Consider the following 17535-nt stretch of genomic DNA (forward strand, 5'->3'; position numbering starts at 1 on the left):
CCAGTAGTTCGAGACCATCCCGACATGTTGACCTCCACCTTCGTTCATCTGGCCGGCATCGGTCCCTCGACCGAACGGCGACTCTGGCAGCACGGCGTACGTGAGTGGTCGACCTTTCTCCAGGAGCCAGAGGTCCCGGGTATTTCACCCGGCCGCAAAGCGCTCTACGACGGCCAGCTCCTTGCCGCCCAAGCAGCGCTGGACCAGGGCGATGCCGCCTACTTCGCGCGGTGCCTTCACTCCAGGGATCATTGGCGCTTATTCCACACCTTTGGAGCCCGGGCCCTCTATCTAGATATCGAAACGACTGGGACATCCGCACAGGAAGGAGCGGTCACGGTAGTGGGCTTGTATCGATCTGGACGCATGACCACCTTGATTCGACACGACTCGCTTTCGCAGGAACGTCTCCAGGAGGCAATCGACGCATCGGACCTACTCATCACGTTTTTTGGCAGCGTCTTCGACGTGCCGTATCTTAAGACTCAGTTTCCGGGGCTACGCGTGGAGCTGCCCCACTTCGATCTCTGTTTTGCCGCCCGACGGCTTGGCCTGCAAGGCGGCCTCAAACAGATCGAACGCGAATTGGACATCACCCGTGCCGACGATCTCCAAGGACTCGACGGATGGGAAGCCGTGCAGCTCTGGCAACGTCACTGTAGTGGCGACGAAGATGCGCTCGACCGGCTCGTCCGTTACAACGAAGCCGATACCAAGAATCTTGAGCCACTTGCCGTCATGGTCTACGAGCAACTTGTCGCTCAGTATGGCCCACCCGCGGCGACGACATTCGGAACGGGTACCAGATAATGCCGATCTGGATGGCACAGGGGAGCACCCACCAAGGGCTTGTCCGCTCGTCCAATCAAGATGCGTTTCTCGTGGACAATCACGCGCGCCTTTGGGCGGTGGCGGACGGGATGGGCGGGCACCCCGGAGGCGACATCGCAAGCGCTCTGGTCATCGAGACACTCGCAAAACTCGCCCCATCATTGGACCGCACCTCTGCCATGACCGAGGAGATGCGAAAGGCCGCCTTCACTGGCATGCTGCACCAGGCGCATGGGGCAATACTTGCCTACGTTGCGGTCCACCCAGAATACCGGAATATGGGCACGACGCTGGTTTCGGCCCATGCATGGAACGCAAGTCCGTCCCACCTTTTGATTGCCAACGTAGGCGACAGTCGCGCTTATTTAGTGCGAGAAGGGTCCATTAGGCAATTGACCCGCGACCACACCCTGGTCGAAGATTATATTCGCCTCGGCTACCTCACAGCGGCGCAGGCGGCCACACATCCGGAGCGCCATGTTCTAACCCGCGCAATGGGTTTGGGCCAAGCCGTAACGGTTGATCTGTTTCCCACCGTCCTCCAGCATGACGATGTGGTGATTCTCTGCTCCGACGGCCTGACGAAAATGTTGAACGACCAGCATATCCTCGAAGTTACACGTGCTTCGCAAGGCAACCCGGCGTCACTCCCCCAGAAGTTGATCCAGGCCGCCCTGGAGAACGGCGGCGTCGACAATGTCACCGTCGTCATCTGCACCGGCACAGCCGAGCAAGAGGGCAATTAGGCATTGACAACCCCCGGAACCAGCAGGTAGCCTTTGCCCCGAATGGATGCAAATTTCCTTCGTATGATTGCCTATCTGTTTGACGACTCGTTCGTTCGGCGCTCACGGCTCAGTTGGTTCCCGATCCTTCCTCTCATAGGCTTGCTGATGTCCGCCACGGCCTATGCTGAGGATCCGAAGGATCCGGAAACCACATTGCGCCTTTTGGTACGCGCCAACGCCGAACGGGATCTGACCACCATGTCGAAATACATGGCGCACGACGCCGATGCGATCGGATACACGCTCGACGGCCGGAAATATCTCGGATGGGACCAGCTCGCCGATGAAATGCGCAGCGAGTTCGAATCGGTCGTGAAACTCGAAATTCCGATCACCGACTTAAAAATGTGGACGCGCGGTGACGTGGCTTGGTTCGCCATGGAACTGGAGTACATCCGTTATGTGACCGAACGACAGATGACCCAGCGCATCGCCTGGCCTTTGCGCGAAACCGGCGTCCTGGAACGTCGGGACGGACGATGGATGCTGGTTTCGTGGCACGAGTCGTCCCGGCATCAGGACGGCGGCATGGTCGGCACCCGTACGGGATCCGCCGGACTCCTTCATCGGATGTCGGATACCCCGGCCCAGACAGTCGAATCGTACGACCTGAGCGGTGAATGGGAAGTGACGGAGATCGAAGAAAACAAATCCTATCGCGCGACCCTGGATCGCCAGGGGAACGGCCCCTATACCTGGCAAGGTGGCCAATTCACCACGACCAGCTTCAAAGATCGCCGGTGGCAGGGCACTTGGACTCAGACCGGCAATGACCGAGAGGGTGGCTTTGAGATCGTCCTCTCCGAAGATGGTACCCAGGCCAAGGGCATTTGGTGGTACCTCCGTGTGGGAAACCGAAACAATATCCCACCACGACAGCACGGCGGCAGCGTTGCCTGGAAACGACTGACTCCCCCGCCGTCGACTCCATAGATACAGCTGTACGACGGAGCACCCCATGGGTGCCTGATTCATACCCGTGTGGCCAATCCACCGATACCTGAAGGAGGGGCTATGAACCGTGTGCTGACGACAATGTGCCTGATCCTTGGAATGACTGGTGCCGCGTTCGCCGACGGAGGGCACGATCACCATGCCATTCCCACAATGCCGAGTCTCGGAGAGACCAAGCTTGCTATCACTGATCAAACCGTGGCACTGACGTTCGGACCGATCGACCTGCCGACCTCACACGAGGGTGACTTAGCGGCCAGCATGCCCAAGAAGGTCTTCCAACTCCCGGAAGACATGTACATGATCGGGTACAAGTCCGAGGTGTTTACCAAGGACGGGCGACCGCTTCCCAAGAATTACCTGCACCACATCCTAATGATGAACAATGACAAACCCAGCGTGTCCTGCGACGGGGAACCCCTGTTCTTCGCGGGAGCCGGACTCGAAATGACCGAAGCCCGCTTTCCCGAAGGCTATGGGGTGAAGCTCGGAAAGGGACAGAACCTCATGTCCATCGTCGCCTTTTACCATAAGGCACCGCCGACCAAAGACGTGATGGCGCGGTTTACCATGTACGTTGCGCCCAAGGGGACGAAGGTCCAGGAAATGGACGTCTACCAGGTGGGCGTGAACATCGTCTGCTACAGCAAGTTCGGACAGCGCGGTGCGGATCAGACGGACGAAGGCATCGAAATTAAGCCGGGTGTCACCATTCACAGCGCCCCCTTGAAGTTCAACATGGACGGCTGCGTGAAATTCGCCTATCCCCACGGGCATGATGAGCTTCTGCTCATCGCCCTGGAAAACAAGACGACGAAAGAGACGTTGCTTCGGACCGTACCAGATGTGGATTCAGAGGGAACCTTCCGTGACTTCCTCCCACACCAGGTTTACAAGGATGCCAAGGGCTTTCCGATCACTAAGAAAGATGATTACGAGATGGTGATGGTGCATCACCATCCGCTTCAGAACCCAAATATCCAGCACGGGATGGGGAACTATCTCCTCTATATGACACCGGGCTCTTGTCAGCCCGGCACCAACACTGCAGCCGTTCAGCCTTAGCAGAAACCCCGTAGCAGTCTGCCGCGATGAACGCGCGGCAGACTGCGCCGACCTTTCCCGCCCCTTCCCGACTCATACTCAGCCAACTTTCAATGGCCAGCCATTCAAATCATCACTTTTCCCTTTCTACACAAACAGTTACGACCTAAGATCCCTCTCGGCACTACGCCGTCCCCTACGAAGGTATTGAAATCCCCCTCAGGTCGAAGACTGTGCAGACCCTAACCGTGTATGCTATTGAAACACTCGGCATTCCAAGCGGACAGGGCTCATTGGCTCCATTGAAGGCGACGACTTAGCACCCAGTTAGTTGCACCGTTCGCCGAATCTGATGAAGGTAGCTGCGCTCACGTCCTATGTCGTCGCCTGAACCTGCTATTCAGTTTCTCCTCGCGAATGCGCACGCGGAGGAAATCAAACTGGTTTCATCCAGTCTGCGAGGCTTTTTCCCCAACTGCCGCATCGAGGCGGTGTACACCTCAGACGATGCGATTGCCGCCAGCCAAGAAGGCGTTTGGCACATCATCCTGGTCGACCAAGACCTTGCGCCGGACAGTGGTGTCGACATCATTTCCCGGCTCCGACGGAATGCTTCCTATGCCGCGGTAATTCTGCAAACCGACCGGACCGATTCCGAGACCGCCATCCGAGCCCTGCAAAGCGGTGTCGACTTTCTACTGTTTAAGAATTCCCCGGCCTTCCTGACCGAACTATTGTTCTACGTTCAGGAAGCAATCGAAAAACGCGATCTTCGAACCAAATTAGACGAAACATTTCAGCGCCACCTTCGGTTAGTCGAGACCCTCAGCGATCTGTTTTACGAATTGGATCGTGAAGGGCGGTTCGTCTACCTGAGTCCCGGGGTCACCAGCCTGCTGGGTTACACGCCTGAAGAGCTTGCCGGCCGGCACTACTCCGTCCTGTTCTCCTCCATCCAGGAGCCACTCGCGCGATTTCGCGTCAATGAACGTCGTGCAGGAAGCCGGTCGATCCGACAGTTGGAAATCCCATTACAGAAGAAAGCGCTCCCCAACCAGCCAGTCGACACCATTGTGAGTGAACTGACCGCCAAGGGCCTCTACGACAGTAACAATCGATACCTTGGCACAGTCGGACTGATTCGGGATGTATCGCGACAAAAAGAACAACAGGGACGCCTTCTGGAATTGGAAGGGAAATTGCGCGAATCGGACCGCCGTCTTGAATTGAGTCGGGAGGCTGCGACCGTTTCCGATCGGCTGCAGCAACCATTGACGGGGATCCTGAACGATTCCCAACGACTGTTGGCCACGCTGCAGCATCTGAAGATTGAACAGGTGCTCGAGAGCATGGCAGCCCATGCGGTGCAGGCCAGCCAGTTGAGTCGGCGACTCTCAGAGGCAATGGCGCCTCAGGCGCGGCCATCGACGCTCGTCGACCTCAACACCATTATTAACGAAACCCTGCAACGACTGCATGACAAACCGGATCATGTCCCGCTTCGCGTCACGACGCATCTCGATCCGCATCTACCGGCGATTTTGGGCACGCCAGAGAGCATCGGCACGCTCCTGCGCGTTCTGATTGCCTACTCACAGCGACACATGGACGCGACGGTTCCGCTCCGCATACGCACCAACACATTCGGGTTGTCCCAGACAGTCCCCCCCAAGGCAATCACCGCCGGGGACAATACTCCGACAGGCGAGTGCGTCACGCTGACCATTCAACACCAGCCAGACACTGACATGGTTCGGGCTATCCCAACTGAGATAGATACGGCCTCCGCAGTGGATTTCATCCAAGCGCATCAAATCGTGCACCACTTGGGTGGTGCGATTGAAATCGACAGCAGAAGACAGGCGGGCCTTTTGATCACCGTGAGCATACCCGCAATCCATCAGGCGGAGCCTGCACATTCCCTGGTCTCAAGGGAACCGACGTCGGCCTACACTGAGGACAAATCGCCCATCGAATCAGACCAGCAAAGAACGGAACCCTCGGTGGATCGCCGGCGGTTTGCCCGCCGACCGGTGGCTTTCCCCGTGCATTTGGCAATCGGCACCAGCGGATATCCTGGGCTAATCCGAAATATCAGTGCGGGCGGAGCACTGATGGCGCTCAATGAGGTGGCCAGCTCACTTCATATGCAACCGGCCTACCTCCTGCTGAGGACTCCGGTAAGCTTGCTTGAATTGCAGGGCATCGTGTACGAACGCCCATCCTCACCCAATTCCGTTCAACCGCACACAAGAGACATCGCCATTTCCTTTTCAGTTTCCACAGATCACGACCGGAGAGTCATCGATTCACTGCTCGACGGAGCAGTAGCCGGCTCAACCTCCTTGGCGATTGAAGGTCTGATTCCGCTCCCCACTCCAAGCTCCAAACGTGATGCCGTGCAACAGTCAGAGGAAATCGCAAAGGAGCGCAGGGAATCAGTGCGTCTGAAGTTAGCCATTCCTATACGGGTAAATTTACCCGATGAACAGCCTTCGCGCCCGCTTGGACTCATCGTCAATCTCAGCCGAAGCGGGGCGGCCGTCGAACTACCAGGTCGCCCCGACAATTTCACGCTTCAGCAAGCCATTCAATTGATACCGACCGGTCCGGTGGCGGCGATAGCCGGAGCCCTCCCTTCGGCCACCCCCGATATGGCATGGAATGGCTCCATCGTCTGGGTGCGGCCGCTCCCAGTCCGCGATACCAGCGTCCCAAGTCGTGCGGGAGACCTTCCTGTTCAACTGGGAGTCCGCTTCCAGCACGTGAGTGGGCGGCCGGATGCCGTCGTCAATCGGCTGCTCGCTGCAGGCTCGAGTTCAGCCTTCGATCTTGCCGAACCCATTGCGGATTCGGGAATCGTTACCTTCTCCAGAACCATACGAAATCGCCAGGGACTCTCGGTAGCTCTTTGCCAGGATGTCCTCCGCCAAGCGCAAACCATGCCCTTGCAGATCGTGGTGCTTGCCCCCGAATTCGGGCAGACCCAGACGGCTTATCTCGCCTTGTCGTACTACCTCGCAGCGCGAGGGGTCCGCGTCATCAGGTTCGACTACAGCAACCACATCGGCTTGAGCGAAGGCTCCCCTGAATGTGTCAGGATGTCATCGATCGAGGATGACCTGGATGCCATCTTGTTGTGGGTCCGGCAACAATGGCCGGACGCGGCCTCCACCCTGATCGCCCCTGACTTGGCAGGCCGAATCGCCGTACGGCGCTCCGATTGGCATCCGGCCTTGAGGAGCCTCCTACTGCTCAACCCCACTTTCGACCTGCGGAAAAGCCTCGAGAAACTGCATCGCAGAGACCTCGTGCAGAACCACCAGGACCACACCCGCTTTGGCATCGGCAATCTCATGGGCCTGAATCTCGACATCGATCGATTTCTCGCTGACACCGTCCAATGCAACTTCACCGACTTTGAATCTTCACGGACCGACCTGGCGACCTGCCGCGTACAGACAACGATCATTCGTTCCTCCCCGGAAACCGGAGACTTCTTGATTCCGCCGCCTTCTGAAGATCTTATTGCCGAAGCCGTCAGTGCGTTGGGCGCTCAGGGACGTCTTGAGACCATCCCGGGCCTCACCCTCTCTGCAGCAGAGGCGGTCCCAGCCATCCAGGACCAGTGGGAGCGGTTCCGCCAGCTCTTCATGAGTCCATCAGCACGCTTCGTCCCAAGCCCGTTGAGTCCCGCGTTGATCGGACGGACCATTGCGATCCGCAGCCGACTCGAACGGGACAAATTGCGTACGACAGACACCGCGGGGGAAGCGACACCGGCTGACCTGTGGACCGATTTCACCACACTGACGGGATCGTTAGATGAACTGCCCGCCTTTTGGCAATTGACCGACCACCTGTATCAACTGGCACAGCCGGTCCATGAAGGCGCGAGACTGCTCGACGTCGGCTGCGGAGTGCACTCGTTCGCGCGACTGCTTCTCCTGAATCTTTCCTACCGGCTCCGCTCGCAAGCCTGGCGGCATTCTACCCCTGTTCGTTACGTCGGAGTCGATTTTTCCTACAAAGCGCTGGGCGAGGCCCGCAAGTCTGCGCGAGAGACGCTCGATCGCCTTGACACGATGTTTTCCGGACGGATATCGAGCCATCCCCCTGTAAAGGCGAACTGGTCGTTGAGTCGCTCCATCGAATCACTTCCGTTTGCAGCGGACTCGTTCGAGCGCATCGTCGCAAACCTTGTGATCTGCTTTTGTCCGTCACCGCTTCACGCCGTCCGTGAATTGTTCCGCGTCCTTAAGCCGGGCGGCACACTCGTGCTTAGTTCGTTTCGGAGCGGAACCGATCCGGCTACCATCTACCGGCCGCACCTCCAGGAGTTGGGGCTGGACGAATTCTCGGGTGAAGCCCGCGCACACCTGATGGTGATGGCGCGACTCTGTAAAAATCTACGTACCGGCTATCTGCCTGCTTTCGAAGAAGATTCGTTTGCCAACCTCGTCGCGCATGCGACCCGCACCACGCCTACCATCCAACGGGCTATGACCGGCCAAGCCCTCATCGCCATTGTCGAAAAGCCTGTTTCCGCTGGCTGAATCAAAAAGTCAGGTGTATACTCCGGCCCTATAGCACCATAGACGCAAAGGCGGGTGAATACCGGCCCGCCGTTTCTACGTATTTGCGTATTCCATGCAGGGCACGGTCTTGCACAACCACACCCTCTCTGCCTCCATGATATCGAGCGTCGCTGCAACCGCAAGGGCTGTCGGCCAGTTGGCCCGGGACGTCTGCGGAGAGGCAGATCTCCCCTCCGCCTGCCGACGCATTCTCGAACACCTCACCCTTCATGCCGGCGCCTCGAATGGTTCACTGTGGCTACTCGACCAAGACCATGCATGCTTCCGACGAATCGCCGCCGTGGCTCCGGCTGCCTTGCCACAAGACGACAGCTTGCCGGCCGCAGATCACCCACTGTCGACCCTCCTCAATCACCGACGCGTCGCCGTTCATCTGACAGATCCGGAAGCCGGTCGAGCCCTGCGTCTTGCCGATGCTGCCATTGCCTTGCCGTTTTTGAATCGCAAGGAACTGTTCGGCTTTTGCACGTTAGGCCGCCCTTCTGACCCCATACGCTGGGATGAGGATACAGCAGCGATTATGCACGCGCTTGCCGATGTGGCCGCCAGTGCACTTGAACATCAACGCAGAGAGGAAGAACTGCGCCGGTCCTCAGCGCTGCTGCGCCGAACCGACCGTCTACGCTCTCTCGAGATCATGGCCGGCGGCTTTGCCCATGAGATCCGCAACCCGCTCACCTCCATCAAGACGTTCGTACAACTCGCCCCGCAGCGCCAGCATGACCCCGTATTCATTCCTGAATTCAGCCGGGTGGCGATCGAAGACGTGCATGAGATCGAGCGCCTGCTCCATGACATCCTGGATTATGCCCGGTACATGAGCCCACATCCCACAGAAGAAGATCTGAACGAGGTCGTTGCGTCGTGCATGTGTTTCGTTTCCGCGAAAGCCTCGAGCCGGGGAATACAGTTGCGTACCGAACTGGACCCCAAACTACCTTTGTTGTCGCTGGACAGACAGCAAATCAAGCAGGTGCTGATGAACCTCCTCCTGAATGCCCTCGACGCCACGCCGGACAGCGGCGGAGAGATTTGCGTCAGGACTCGAATGGGAATGAATCCCGACGGCAGCTCGTGCGTTGAATTGCGGGTTGAAGACCATGGCCGAGGAATCCCGGCCGATCAAATCGAACACATATTCGATCCGTTTTTCACCACGAAGCATTCGAACAGTGAAAGCGAGGGGTCGGGGCTAGGCCTGACCATCGCTCACCAGATCGTCCGCGAACACCATGGCGTGTTGGGCGTCGAGAGCCATGTCGGAACAGGATCGACCTTCACGGTTTGTTTGCCCACGCTCAGAACACATACGACGGCTCCGGCACCACGGGAGTAACATGAAGAAACGGGTACTGCTCGTCGACGACGAGCCGCGCGTTCGCGCCTCACTGAAGACCGTCCTGGAACCCACCTACGACATTTCCGAGGCAGCCGACGCGGCGGAAGGGCTTGAGGCATTCAAGCGGGAAACACCGGATCTCGTGCTGTTGGACGTCATCCTACCTGGCACGGACGGCTTGGCAGTCCTGCAAACGATGCGAAGCGAAAACCGCTCGGTCCCCGTGATCATGCTGACGGGAACCAAATCGGTCAAAACTGCGGTCGACGCCATGAAGTTGGGCGCAGCCGACTACCTCTCGAAGCCTTTCGACGTGGAAGAGCTCCGCATCGTCATCGACCGCACTCTCAACTCACAAGAGTTGGAACGGGAAGTTCGTCAGTTACGGGCGCAGGTCGTTCAACGCTATGCCTTCCACAACCTGATCGGCAAGAGTCCGGCGATGCAAGAAATCTACGCCAAGATCGAACAGGTTGCGGACAGCCGCACGACCGTGCTGGTGACCGGGGAGAGCGGAACAGGCAAGGAGTTGGTGGCGAAGGCCATCCACTACAACAGCGCGCGACGCGATCGTCCATTTATTGCGCTCAATTGCGCAGCACTACCCGAAACTTTGATCGAAAGCGAACTGTTCGGGCACGAAAAGGGGTCGTTTACCGACGCCACGGCCCGCCGCGTCGGCCAGTTCGAATTGGCCAACAGCGGCACGCTCTTTCTCGATGAGATCGGCGACCTGAGCCCAACGACACAAGCCAAACTGCTCCGGGTGCTGCAGGAACGGGAATTCACCCGTATCGGCGGCGTTCAATCGATCAAAGTCGATGTGCGGATTGTGGCCGCCACCAACAAGAACCTCGAGGATTTGGTGCGCAAGGGCCAGTTCCGTGAGGACCTTTATTACCGTATCAACGTCATCGCCCTCTATCTTCCCCCGTTACGCGACCGCGGAGAGGACATCCCGCTCCTGGCAAAACACTTCCTTGCGAAACGCATTGAAGAAGAAAAACGTCCGATGCAGGAGTTTACGAAGGAAGCGTTGGAATTGATTTCACGATACCCTTGGCCCGGGAACGTGCGGGAGATGGAAAATATCGTGGAGCAGGCGTTCATCTGGTCCAAGGGTTCAAATGTCATCACCCCAGAACATTTGCCCAATATCCTTCGGGCGGATACACGGTCGTCGTCGTTACGCGACGACACACTGGCCGGCAGGCTGTCGCTTGAAAAAGCGGTGATGGAGTTTGAGCGCGAAATCATCCTTGACGCACTCAAACGCACGAACTACGTACAGACCCATGCCGCCACGATGCTGGGAATCAGCCGTCGCATGTTGAAGTATCGAATGGATACGCTTGGCATCAGCAGGCCCGATAACGGATCGAGCAACGACCCTGCGCTGTCTCAAGAATGACACGGTCGAAACTCACGAGGCGCTGAGGCTGTCTCATTTTCTCCACCGATTTTCAATGGCTATAGTCCATTGAAAATGCTAAGGTTCTACATATTGTGGCGTCACGCACACGCACGCCAATATATTGATTCATTCGCCTAAGTGCACGAAAAGGCATGGGAATTGCCTTTTATCACCACGGCGCGAAATGCATCTCACCCGGGGAGTGCTCTGGATGGGGACTTATACGCAGGCCAATAACATCAGCGGAAAACCGTCGGTACTCGTCGTCGATGACGAAGCAGGACCGCGCGACGCGCTGAAAGTCATCCTTCGCCCCTTCTTCACGATTCATTCAGCCGAGAACGCCAAGTCCGCGCTCGAAGTCCTCAAAGACCAACACATCGACCTGATCACCCTCGATCAAAAACTTCCCGACCGCCAAGGCATCGATCTTCTGCAGGACATCAAACACGACCATTCGGACGTCGAGGTCATCATCATCACCGGGTACGGCAGCCTCAAGTCGGCCATGGAAGGTATTCGTCACGGTGCCGCGGGCTACCTCCTCAAGCCCTTCAACGTGACCGAGCTGATTACCCTGATCAATCAGACCCTCGAAAAGAAACAACGGTTGGACTACCTGCGGTCCTTTCTCCGCACGTCTACGGCGCTTTGGGGCACGGAGCAGGAGACCGCACGGGCGTGGAAAGACATTCAATCGAACTACTTCGGGATCGGCAAGTCGTCCGGTGAATCGGAAGCGGCCTCAGGCGATGCGACCTCCCTGATCCCGCTTCTATCCGACCTATTGGAGGCCAAAGACCGCCAGCTCCTCAATCACTCAAGCCGCGTAAGCTTCTACGCATCGCTCCTCGCTAACCGGCTCAATCTCCCGGTGGCCGAGCAAAAGGCGTTGGCACTTGGGGCTTTTCTGCATGATATCGGAAAGATCGCACAGGCGGACTATTCGTTCAAGGCCGAATATCAGACCCGCGGCGATCAAGTAGACGGCGATCACCAGCATCCGGACATCGGCTCCCGCATGCTGCTCCCATTGGGCTTTCCGGCTGAGGTGGGGCAAATCGTCGCGTACCACCACGAGCGATTCGATGGTCTCGGCTATCCACATGGCCTTCGGGGAGAAGGCATTCCCTTGTTGGCAAGAATCGTCTCCATTGCCCAGGCCTTCGACAATCTGACCGTCGACGTACCGGGCCGGCAACCCCTTTCAATCGATGATGCGATACGGCAAATCACGCTTCAAGCCGACACACACTTCGATCCAATGCTCACGGAACTGTTTGCGCGGGTCGTACGCGAGTGCAAATCCTCGCTTCCCGCGCTGGCCATCGCCGCGACGCCGACATCGAACCCCGAGCCCTGAAGACCCGCTACTCCTCGTCCACCACGCTGCCGATCATATCCGCAGCCGCAGCCCGCGCGCTCTTCGTCACCGTTACTCCCGCCAGCATTCGAGCAATTTCGTCCTCGCGCCCACTCCGATCCAACCGGCGAATCTGGGTGACCGTCCGCTTTTGCCGGACTTCTTTCTCCACGAAGAAATGACTGTGGGCCTGTGCGCAGACTTGAGGAAGATGGGTCACGCTCAACACCTGGTGGTACCGGGCCAAGCCGCGCAGACGCTTCCCCATAATCTCCGCCACCGCGCCCCCCACCCCGGAATCCACCTCGTCGAAGATCAAGACCGGAACCTGGTCGGCATCCGCCAGGATCGTTTTCAAGGCCAACATGACTCGGGACAGTTCACCACCTGAAGCCACCCGCGCCAGCGGCTTCAACGGCTCGCCTGGGTTCGCACAGAAAAGGAACTCGACCGTGTCGGTGCCGGTGGGGCCATAGGCGCTCTTATCGGTGGAAGGGGACACCGACACGGCAAATCGTGTCCGTTCCATGCGCAAGGCACTGAGTTCCCGAGTAACCTGACTGGCGAGTTTTCCCGCCGCATCCTTTCGCTTTTGCGAAAGCCGATCGGATAACTTCCGTAGCGCCTGCTCCCGTACGAGCTGGTCGCGCTCCAACGCCGCCAATTCAACATCCGCCCCCTCAAGACGAGAGACCTGTTCCTGCAACGCCTCCCGCTGAGCCAAGGCCGCGTCTAGCGATCCCCCGTACTTCTTGCTCAATCGCCGCAACCGGTCCAACCGTTGCTCGATTTCAACCAAACGCTCGGGATTGTCTTCGACGGCATCGCGGTAGCGCCGCACCTGATCGGCCAAGTCTCGAAGCTGAACCGTGCAGTCCGACAGCACCTGACGCCAAGACACCGTGCCGGGATCGATCGTTTCCAACCGAGTGATCAGTTTACTCCCCTGACCGAGAGCGGCCAGAATTCCGGCCTCGTCCGCATAAAGCAGATCGTAGACCTGGTCCGACAGTTCCCGGAGTTGACGCCCATGAGTCAGACGGGGCCGTTCACGCTCCAGTTCTTCATCTTCGCGCGCTTGAAGCTCGGCCTCGGTCAATTCTTGCAACTGAAACCGAAGCAAATCCTCACGTTCGCGACGCCTGGCTGTGTCCTGTCTCAACTGTTCGATGACCGCTGCTTGCCTCTTCCAAGACTCGTACGACTCCGCGTACTCTCGGCGAAGCGGATACAGCCGCCCGAATGCGTCCACAGCCTCCAACTGGGCGGCGGGAGACAACAGGGACTGCTGGTCGTGCTGGCCATGGATATCGACCAACGCCCCCCCCAATTGCTCCAGCAAATGGACGGGACACAGATTGCCGTTGAGAAAGGTCCGATGACGGCCGGTGCGCGACAAGACCCGGCGGACGATGATCTCCGTTTCGCCGCCTCTGACGAAGCCCTTGGCCTCGAGCGTGGCGAGCACGGGATGATCGGAAGGAAGCAGAAAGGATGCTTCGAGGTCGGCCTCCTCGGCGTCGGCACGGATGTGCTCAGCCGAGGCTCGGCCACCTACGAGAAGTGTGACGGCATCGATGAGGAGTGATTTCCCGGCCCCGGTTTCACCGGTAAGAACGGTGAACCCCTTGTCGAATTGCAGAGCCAGCTGCTCGATGACGCCGAAATTCGCGATTCGCAGCTCGGTCAGCATCGCGATGGAGACAAGGCCGTTTAGGCACTACCGGAATGTTGCGCCAGCAGCGAGTCGATGATTTCCTTGAACTGCCGCTTCGGGCGAGCGCCGACTAACCGTTCCACCGCCTGCCCGTTCTTGAAAAACAGGATTGTCGGAATGCTCATCACCTGATACTTGCCAGCGATCTCAGGGTTTTCGTCCGTATTCAGCTTGCGGACCTTGATCTTGCCCGCATATTCCTTGGCCAATTCGTCGATGATCGGAGCCACCATCTGGCACGGTCCGCACCACACAGCCCAGAAATCCACCATCACGAGTTCCGGCGCCTTCATGACATCGGCGTCCCACGTTGCTTCGCTTACTTTGAGTGCGTCACCTGCCACAGCGTCTCCTCCTTGCATCAAATCGAGTTCACATCTGCCGTGAACCAGAGGGTCATCCTATAACACGATTTTGCGGAGAGTCAAATAAGCCGCTACCATACCCACTCTGGCGGAATTCCGAACCACCAGTCGTTGGGATTCGTCGTCCGCCACAGCCGCTGCTCTTCAAAGAAACGCGCCGCACCTGTGTCATCCAAACGCCGCGCCATCGCCTCCGTAAGCTCCGCCTGTTGAAGTACAGCTTCCTGGATGAGTTCCTTGGCGATCCGTGCCATCACATCGGGGGGATCGACCAGGTCGCTGAGGTGCCAAGCGCCAAGATTGAGATACACCTGCTCGACGCGTACCCACTGATCGGTCGCCGCGAGGTGATCGAGGTAGGCGTGAACGGCACGGTACACGTAGGCCAACGCCACATAGTTCTTGGCCGAAGGCGCCGACCGGAGTTCCGCATCACAGGCTTGGAGCGCTCGACGAAAATCTCCGGCCTGCAGAAACACTTTAGCGCGTTCCAAGTGCCGTGACGGCGGTACGTCTCCAACAGGCGGCGCAGGAATCGCCGCCACAGTGGAGGTCACGACAAGGGCCACGATGAATACACACCCTGCCCAACAGTTCCGGGTTCTTGACACCACCCGCACGGTCCGCACCTCGCAGATCCGCGGCCTGTAACTAGTAGCGACCGGTCGGCATCGACTGCGTCGGAACAACACTTTGTGCCCGGCCGTAAGGTCCGCCCGGAGCCGCCCACGGCAATCCCCGATCCCCGATCATCAACGGGCTGAGGATCGATCGCACCACGATCGTGCCGAAGTTTTCCGTCCAGCCGATGCCCGTCATGCTGAGCATGAAGGAGTAACTTTGACGATCCGGGAACTGCAGGTAATACAGGCCCAGCGACCAGCACTTGCATGGATTCTGGTACAGCGCCACCACATCGTATTCCGGGCTCCGGCCGCCTTTGACATCGTAGTAGCCCTTGGCCCCGAAGGTCCAGCCCCAGGGAGTCCGAAATCCCGCGCCGGCCGTGACGAATTGTACCTCGGCTGTGGGCGCGTAGACTTCATTGAAAGAGATGGGATTCCAGATGTCCCCACGTCGGACCCGATTTCCATCACGACTGAAGCGTTGTCCGATCTCCGCATACCAATAGTTGGACTGCTGCACCCGCAAGTCCGTGTTCCACTGGCTGAACGTCCCACGATAAGGATCCAAGAAAGCATCCACGGTAAGATAGGAATTGGTCGGAGGCAACATCTGCCCGCCGGTCTGATTCCTCGTGAGCGTCTGCTGGGACCCGGGCGGATTCAAGAAATCCGGGGCTGTGTTCCCGATGACGGCCCGCATCCAGAGATCGGACATCTTTCGCCCCTGTACCGCCACGGTGGCCGGCTGAAGCGGCTGGGTCAGCGATCCCAAAAACGGCAGGATGCCGGGTGTGAACTCTCTCGCCCTGGTCTGCACCGCCCCCACGTGATAACTCTGGGCCAGCGTTAGGTCCAGCCAATTGAAAGATTGACCATTGATTTGCTGCTCGAGCAACCGGCTGCGCAACGCATAGGTCAGCAAGTTTTTTTTCGGCAAATCGTCGATCTGGTCGATCTGCGCAATCTTGGACTGGTCGCTCCCCGGCACATACTCATACATCACGCTTGGTTCGATCGTGTGTAACAGGCTCCCGCCTTCGCTACCCGTATATCGTCGGCTCAGCTTCGAGGTGGCGTCCAACGAGGCCCAAAACGTTTCGCGATGGATGGCATCCGAGCTTTCGATGCCGCGCGTGTAATAGACTTCCTTAAATTTGAACTGCGGCGTGAAGCCGACCAAATGGCCGACGTCGATGACGTCCGTGGCCAAGCCCGGGGTGAAATCCATGCGATTCACCCCAAACCCCTGCTCGCGAAAGAAATTGACGAAATTGGTGTCCATGTTGACCAGAAACGGCAGCCCGAACGGCGACGTATTCGGCAGCACGTATCCGACTTCCGGCAGGCGCTGGAAGGTGTCGGGACCACCGAAATTTAACGGCTGCAGGAATTGCCCGAGCAGGTATGCGTTCCCGTACGGCAAACGCTGGGTAGCCAAGAGGCTGGACTCGCCGCTGGGGGAGGCCCGTTGTGCGCCTGAATTGCTTAATTGTTGCAAATAGGTGCGGTCCGAGACGAACGACGCTTGCCCGCGAATCAACAGAGTGTCGGTCACCTGCTGCACATGAGTTCCGCTGAAGATGCCGCGGAGCCGCTGCTCGCCTCCGCCGGCCTGATCCACACCCGAGACATTCGGCAGCTTCGTCTGTTGCAGCACGCTCGCAAACCATTCTCCCCGCGAGCGGCGATCAAGATAGTAGCGATAGGCGAAATCGCTGCCGTACCCAAGGTTCGAATAGTAGGACGGTGAAATCGTCATATCCTGGCTGGGATTGATCGCCCAAAAGTATCCCTGCTGATAGTGGAGGCCGAAGCGGTTGTCATATCCCGGCGTGGGAATCAGGAACCCGCTATGACGGTTGTTCAAGGGATAGGTGAGCGTAGGGATCGGGAGGATCCGCGCGTCATTCATGCACAGCCATCCCCGTTTCATGGCAACGCTTTCGCCGGTCCGAACGTCGAGGTCTTCGAACTTGAAGCGCCAGGCCGGAGTCTCCCCTTCACCGGCATCGCAATTCGTGAACGTTCCGTCCTTGATCCGGTAATGGTCTTCGGACATACGTTGCAACAGTCGGCCGGCCAAATAAGAGTTGCTCAATTTGACGTAGAGCGACCCCGTGGTCACCACTCCGGCCTCGGTGTTGACGTTGAGTTCCAATTGGTCGGAACGGATGTCGGAGGTCGGATCGACCAGGTGGACATGCCCGGTCGCAATGAGCGTCCCCGGCAAGCTCTTGATCGTGACGTGATCGGCGGTCAGCTTGAACGGACCTTGGGTGATCACCACCGACCCGTCGGCCTCGTAGATATCCTGCTCTTGCAGATGATCGATGCGCTCGGCAGTGACGTTCAGAGGCTGATTGGTGGGGGACGGCGCGGCGACGGCCGGCGCAGGCTGTGCCCATAACGGAAGGGCAGCCAGGAGCCAGCAGTACAAAGACCACCCGAGCGCGAGCCCTAAGAGGGCCAGACGCCCGCGTGATGTGGGGCAACAGC

General features: G+C 58.4%; 12 protein-coding genes. 8 read left to right on the forward strand and 4 right to left on the reverse strand.

The window, feature by feature from the left end; genetic code table 11:
• Positions 1 to 24: 24 nt before the first annotated feature.
• From KF814_03880 to KF814_03915, 8 genes are all read left to right on the forward strand, one after another.
• Positions 25 to 810 (forward strand): ribonuclease H-like domain-containing protein, encoded by a 786-nt coding sequence (locus KF814_03880; GenBank protein MBX3235270.1) that lies wholly within the window; start codon positions 25 to 27, stop codon positions 808 to 810.
• Positions 810 to 1577, forward strand: coding sequence for a serine/threonine-protein phosphatase (locus tag KF814_03885; GenBank protein ID MBX3235271.1), 768 nt, complete (start codon positions 810 to 812; stop codon positions 1575 to 1577). Before KF814_03880 ends, KF814_03885 begins: the two co-directional genes overlap by 1 nt.
• 63 nt (positions 1578 to 1640) lie before the next feature.
• The gene (locus KF814_03890) at positions 1641 to 2552 is read left to right on the forward strand and encodes a nuclear transport factor 2 family protein (GenBank protein ID MBX3235272.1); all 912 of its coding nucleotides are present in this window, start codon (positions 1641 to 1643) and stop codon (positions 2550 to 2552) included.
• Between the two features lie 81 nt (positions 2553 to 2633).
• Entirely contained in the window at positions 2634 to 3638 is a 1005-nt protein-coding gene (locus KF814_03895) for a hypothetical protein (protein ID MBX3235273.1), read from the forward strand.
• A 356-nt stretch (positions 3639 to 3994) separates the two neighbouring features.
• Positions 3995 to 8173 (forward strand): methyltransferase domain-containing protein, encoded by a 4179-nt coding sequence (locus KF814_03900; GenBank protein ID MBX3235274.1) that lies wholly within the window; start codon positions 3995 to 3997, stop codon positions 8171 to 8173.
• A 94-nt stretch (positions 8174 to 8267) separates the two neighbouring features.
• Positions 8268 to 9551, forward strand: a complete 1284-nt coding sequence (locus KF814_03905; GenBank protein ID MBX3235275.1) for a GAF domain-containing protein — start codon at positions 8268 to 8270, stop codon at positions 9549 to 9551.
• A 1-nt stretch (position 9552) separates the two neighbouring features.
• Positions 9553 to 10965, forward strand: coding sequence for a sigma-54-dependent Fis family transcriptional regulator (locus tag KF814_03910; protein ID MBX3235276.1), 1413 nt, complete (start codon positions 9553 to 9555; stop codon positions 10963 to 10965).
• Positions 10966 to 11179: 214 nt separating this feature from the next.
• Positions 11180 to 12331, forward strand: coding sequence for a response regulator (locus tag KF814_03915; protein MBX3235277.1), 1152 nt, complete (start codon positions 11180 to 11182; stop codon positions 12329 to 12331).
• Between the two features lie 7 nt (positions 12332 to 12338).
• Here KF814_03915 and recN read toward each other — a convergent pair whose 3' ends face one another.
• The 4 genes from recN to KF814_03935 all read right to left on the reverse strand — a co-directional run bounded on the left by recN (position 12339) and on the right by KF814_03935 (position 17476).
• Entirely contained in the window at positions 12339 to 14024 is a 1686-nt protein-coding gene (recN, locus tag KF814_03920; GenBank protein ID MBX3235278.1) for a DNA repair protein RecN, read from the reverse strand.
• 20 nt (positions 14025 to 14044) lie between these two features.
• Entirely contained in the window at positions 14045 to 14392 is a 348-nt protein-coding gene (gene trxA / locus KF814_03925; protein MBX3235279.1) for a thioredoxin, read from the reverse strand.
• A gap of 92 nt (positions 14393 to 14484) precedes the next feature.
• On the reverse strand, positions 14485 to 14970 hold the full coding sequence (locus KF814_03930; protein MBX3235280.1) for a hypothetical protein: 486 nt from the start codon (positions 14968 to 14970) through the stop codon (positions 14485 to 14487).
• A 94-nt stretch (positions 14971 to 15064) separates the two neighbouring features.
• Positions 15065 to 17476, reverse strand: coding sequence for an LPS-assembly protein LptD (locus KF814_03935; GenBank protein MBX3235281.1), 2412 nt, complete (start codon positions 17474 to 17476; stop codon positions 15065 to 15067).
• Positions 17477 to 17535 lie beyond the last annotated feature (59 nt).

Source organism: Nitrospiraceae bacterium (assembly GCA_019637075.1).
Lineage (GTDB): Bacteria > Nitrospirota > Nitrospiria > Nitrospirales > Nitrospiraceae > JAHBWI01.